Consider the following 2,894-nt stretch of genomic DNA (forward strand, 5'->3'; position numbering starts at 1 on the left):
TAGCCCACCCCAAATTAAAAAGCACTTACAACCATTCTACAATTGAAAAAGCTGCCTTATTTTTTCGGCGATATCTTTCAAAGGATTTCCTGCTAATTCAAGCGTTTGCAGATCAGACAGCTGCCCTATTTCTATAGGCAGGCTGGTGAGCTGGTTTTGATTTAAGCTAAGCCATGCCAACTGAGACAGCTGCCCGATTTCTGTAGGTAGAGCGGTGAGCTGGTTTTGGCTTAAATCAAGCCTTTTCAGCCGATACAATTGCCCGATTTGTGCAGGCAGACTGGCGAGCTGGTTTTGATTTAAGTAAAGCTGTAGCAGCTGAGTCAATTGCCCGATTTGTGCAGGCAGACTGGAAAGCTGGTTTTGATTTAAGTTAAGCTCTTCCAGCTGAGACAGCTGCCTCATTTCTGCAGGCAGAGCGGTGAGCTGGTTTTCTTTTAAGTCAAGCGTTTGCAGCTGAGACAACTGCCCTGTTTCAGCAGGAAGGCTAGTGAGCAGGTTTTGATTTAATTGAAGCCATCGTAGCTTAGACAGCTGACCGATTTCTGCAGGCAGAGCGGTGAGCTGATTTTCGCTTAAGTAAAGCTTTTTCAGCCGAGACAATTGCCCAATTTCTACAGGCAGACTGGTGAGTTGGTTTTGATTTAAGAAAAGATATTGCAGCTGAGACAATTGACCTATTTCTGCAGGCAGACTGGCGAGCTGGTTTTGATTTAAGTTAACCCCTTGCAGCTGAGATAGCTGCCCAATTTCTACAGGAAGGCTGGTGAGCTGGTTTTCTTTTAAGTCAAGCCTTTTCAGCTGAGACAATTGGCCTATTTCTGGGGGTAAGTAAGTCAAGCCTGCTTTAGGTAAATCTAAAGCCATGATGCTTTTACAATTTTCTTCCATCCACTCTCTAAGTAGCTCTCCTTTTTTTTCTAAAGGCAAGTGCTTAATTTCTTCTCGGCTCAAGTATTCTTCCCCACCAGGAAGTTTTTTCCAAAGCAAAAGGCGATTAATATTTACAAGATAAGAAGAGTAATTAGCTAGAGTAAGATCCCTCTTTTCTTCTATTTGCACTTTAAATTCTAAAGTTGAAAGAGACTTGGCTAAAGTAAAGATTTGCCTAAAGATTGCATTTACCTTTGCTGCTTCAGAAAGCTTTTCTTCTAGCTTATAAATCCTATCTACAATAAGAGCCTGCTCGTTAACATCTCCTTGAGGAACATGCACCTTACCTATTTGCTTATAAAGAGGGGGCATGACTTCAGAAGCTAGCAGATGATGCCATCTTTTACAGACGCTAAATAAGGAAGGAACTACGCAAGCCTCTAAGATAGGGAGCAGCAATTCATTGGGCAAGCTTTCAATAGATGTGGATGAGATAGGATGCATTTTATTTCCTTGGTTAGGGATAACTTTCCAGCATTTTTATTTCATTTTAGCCCACCCCCAATTTAAAAAGCACTTACAACTATTCTACAATTGAAAACGCTGCCTTATTTTTTCTGCAATATCCTTCAAAGGATTTTCTGCTAATTCAAGGGTTTGCAGCTTAGACAGCTGCCCTATTTCTGCAGGAAGGCTGATGAGCTGGTTTTGATTTAAGTAAAGCAATTGTAGCTGAGACAATTGACCTATTTCTGCAGGAAGGCTGGTGAGTTGGTTTTGATTTAAGTAAAGCCATTGCAACTGAGGCAATTGACCTGTTTCTGTAGGAAGGCTGGTGATCTGGTTTTGATTTAATTCAAGCCATTGCAGCTTAGACAGCTGCCCGATTTCTGCAGGCAGAGCGGTGATCTGGTTTTGATTTAATTCAAGCCGTGTCAGCTTAGACAGCTGCCCGATTTCTGCAGGCAGAGCGGCGAGTTGGTTTTGATTTAAGTAAAGCCATTGTAGCTGAGACAACTGCCCGATTTGAGCAGGAAGGCTGGTGAGCTGGTTTTGATTTAAGTCAAGCCATTGTAGCTTAGACAGCTGCCCGATTTCCGTAGGCAGAGCGGTAAGCTGGTTTTGATTTAAGTGAAGTACTTGCAGCTTAGACAGCTGCCCTATTTCTGCAGGTAGAGCGGTGAGCTGGTTTTGATTTAAGTAAAGGTGTGTCAGCTCAGGCAGCTGTCCGATTTCTGCAGGCAGAGCGGTGAGCTGGTTTTGGTTTAATTGAAGCCCTTTCAGCTGAGGCAGCCGCCCTATTTCTGCAGGCAGAGCGGTGAGCTGGTTTTGATTTAAGTAAAGGCGTGTCAGCTCAGGCAGCTGTCCGATTTCTGCAGGCAGAGCGGTGAGCTGGTTTTGATTTAAGTCAAGCGTTTGCAGCTGAGACAACTGCCCGATTTCTGCAGGCAGGCTGGTGAGCTGGTTTTGATTTAAGTAAAGCCATTGCAGCTTAGACAGCTGACCGATTTCTGTAGGCAGGCTGGTGAGTTGGTTTTGATTTAAGTAAAGGTGTGTCAGCTCAGACAGCTGCCCAATTTCTGTAGGCAGAGCGGTGATCTGGCTTTCTTTTAAGTCAAGCGATTGCAACTGAGACAATTGGCCTATTTCTATAGGCAGAGCGGTGAGCTGATTTTGATTTAAGTTAAGCCGTGCTAACTGTGACAATTTACCTATTTCTGTAGGCAGAGTGGTGAGCTGGTTTTGATTTAAGTAAAGCTCTTGCAACTGAGACAATTGGCATATTTCTGGGGGTAAATAAGTCAAGCCTGCTTCAGATAAAACTGAAGCCGAGAGGTTTTTACAATTTTCTTCAATCCAATCTCTAAGAAGCTCTCCTTTTTTCTCTAGAGGCAAGTGCTTAATTTCTTCTCGGCTCAAGTATTCTTCCCCACCAGGAAGCATTTTCCAAAGTAAAAGGCGATTAATATTTAAGAGATAAGAAGAGTAATTAGCCAGAGTTAAGCCTCTTTTTTCTTCTG

Annotated in this window: 2 protein-coding genes; both read right to left on the bottom strand. The window is 43.1% G+C overall.

Annotated features, from left to right (window positions below; genetic code table 11):
* Positions 1 to 36 precede the first annotated feature (36 nt).
* Entirely contained in the window at positions 37 to 1,377 is a 1,341-nt protein-coding gene (locus tag DB41_RS09690; RefSeq protein WP_052244106.1) for a leucine-rich repeat domain-containing protein, read from the bottom strand.
* Positions 1,378 to 1,461: 84 nt separating this feature from the next.
* The coding region (locus tag DB41_RS09695) for a leucine-rich repeat domain-containing protein (protein ID WP_155117664.1) at positions 1,462 to 2,894 on the bottom strand (1,433 nt) is incomplete at its 5' end.

This window comes from Neochlamydia sp. TUME1 (assembly GCF_000813645.1).
Lineage (GTDB): Bacteria > Chlamydiota > Chlamydiia > Chlamydiales > Parachlamydiaceae > Neochlamydia.

Excerpts from the sequence above, each read along its gene's own strand:
- DB41_RS09690 (WP_052244106.1), bottom strand. The coding sequence starts at position 1,377 with ATGCATCCTATCTCATCCACATCTATTGAAAGCTTGCCCAATGAATTG.